This window comes from Roseateles sp. P5_E11, assembly GCF_054049355.1.
This window is the reverse complement of the sequence record NZ_JBFUMO010000863.1, coordinates 1-1,767: the sequence shown is the minus strand read 5'-3', so window position 1 is coordinate 1,767 and position 1,767 is coordinate 1. Positions and strand designations below refer to the sequence as shown.

Below are 1,767 nucleotides of genomic sequence, written 5' to 3'. Positions count from 1 at the left end.
AGATCAGGCCGCGGAACATGTGCAGGTAGACAACGACAAAGAAGGCCGAGGCGCCCGTGCTGTGCATGTAGCGGATCAGCCAGCCCCAGGGCACATCGCGCATGATGTACTCGACCGACGCGAAGGCCAGGCCTGCGTCGGGCTTGTAGTGCATCACCAGGAAGATGCCGGTGACGATCTGGATCACGAGGACCAGCAGMGCCAGCGAGCCGAAGATGTACCACCAGTTGAAGTTCTTCGGCGCGTAGTACTCCGACATGTGGACCTTGTAGGCGTCGAACGCGGTCGGGAACCGGTTCTCCAKCCAGGTCATGGTCTTCACGCCTGCCGAGGCGCCTGCGGGTGCTTCTTTGAATTCAGCCATGTCTCGTCCCGTGCTCCGTTAGGCCTTCTTGTCTTCACCGATGACCAGCCGGGTGTCCGACAGATACATGTATGGCGGCACTTCGAGGTTGTCGGGCGCGGGCTTGTTCTTGAACACGCGGCCGGCCATGTCGAAGGTCGAACCGTGGCAGGGGCACAGGAAACCGCCCGCCCAGTCATCCGGCAGCGAGGGCTGGGCGCCGGTTGCGAACTTGTCGCTCGGCGAGCAGCCCAGGTGCGAGCAGATGCCGACGACGACGAGGTACTCGGGCTTGATCGAGCGGTTCTCGTTCTTGGCGTAGTCGGGGATGGGGAAGGCCTTGCGGTCTGAGTTCGGGTCGGCCAGCTGGCCGTCGTTCTTCTTCAGGGCCTCGAGCTGTTCCGGCGTGCGGCGCACGATCCAGACCGGCTTGCCACGCCATTCGACGGTCAGCTTCTCACCGGGCTTGATGCCGGAGATGTCGACCTCGACGGGGGCACCAGCGGCCTTGGCGCGCTCGCTCGGCGCAAAAGTGCTGACGAAGGGCACGGCAGTCGCAACGCCACCAACGGCGCCGGCGCAACCGGTTGCAATCAACCAGGTGCGCTTGCCTTGGTCCACTTGCTGGTCACTCATGAGGGTCCTCTAAAGAGACTTCTGATCAGGGGCAGCCCAGGATTCTAACGGACGCTTACCCGAGGCTCGGCCAAGCGACGACCGACCGCAGGTTTACCCGCCTTCTAGCTCGCCGGACTTGGCGCCAACATCCGTCCGAGTCATCTCACAGACATCGCCATCCAGGAGCCCCGCATGAGTTTCTTCTCCGAGTTCAAGGAGTTCGCCGTCAAAGGCAATGTCGTCGACCTGGCGGTCGGCGTGATCATCGGCGGCGCCTTCGGCAAGATCGTCGACTCCCTGGTCGGCGACGTCATCATGCCGGTCGTCAGCAAGATCTTCGGCGGCCTGGATTTCAGCAATTACTTCATCCCGCTGGCCGGCCAGACGGCCACGACGCTGGCCGAAGCCAAGAAAACCGGCGCCGTGCTGGCCTATGGCAGCTTCCTGACCGTTTCGCTGAACTTCATCATCCTGGCTTTCGTCATCTTCCTGATGATTCAGCAGATCAACCGCCTCAAGCGCGAACCCGAAGCCGCGGTCGCGCCGGCCGAGCCGCCGGCCACGCCGGAAGACATTCAACTGCTGCGGGAGATTCGCGATTCGCTGAAGCGCTAAGCTCTCGCGCCGCCCGTCGCCCGGTAAGCAATGGTTACCGGGCTTTTTTGTGCCAGGAATTTGGCAACTGGTTGAAAACCCGCACCTGTTGCAGGCGCGATACTTTCGACGCAGCTCGTGCCACCAGTTGATGAACGCGCCAGAGATACGCCTGAACCCGCACCTCGAAGCCTCGCTGACCCGCATCCGTC

The 1,767-nt window shown here is 62.5% G+C and carries 2 protein-coding genes and 1 pseudogene; 1 reads left to right on the top strand and 2 read right to left on the bottom strand.

Annotated elements, in window-relative coordinates:
* A pseudogene (locus ACXJKR_RS31510) lies at positions 1-364 on the bottom strand (cytochrome bc complex cytochrome b subunit); the annotation flags it as partial.
* A gap of 18 nt (positions 365-382) precedes the next feature.
* Positions 383-979, bottom strand: coding sequence for a ubiquinol-cytochrome c reductase iron-sulfur subunit (petA, locus tag ACXJKR_RS31505; protein WP_056192837.1), 597 nt, complete (start codon positions 977-979; stop codon positions 383-385).
* 174 nt (positions 980-1,153) lie between these two features.
* Between petA and mscL the strand changes: the two genes are divergently transcribed.
* Positions 1,154-1,576: a large conductance mechanosensitive channel protein MscL gene (gene mscL, locus ACXJKR_RS31500; protein ID WP_457326200.1), complete on the top strand. Its 423-nt coding sequence runs from the start codon at positions 1,154-1,156 to the stop codon at positions 1,574-1,576.
* Positions 1,577-1,767 lie beyond the last annotated feature (191 nt).

Coding starts and splice junctions, on each gene's coding strand:
- petA (WP_056192837.1), bottom strand. CDS start 979: ATGAGTGACCAGCAAGTGGACCAAGGCAAGCGCACCTGGTTGATTGCA.
- mscL (WP_457326200.1), top strand. CDS start 1,154: ATGAGTTTCTTCTCCGAGTTCAAGGAGTTCGCCGTCAAAGGCAATGTC.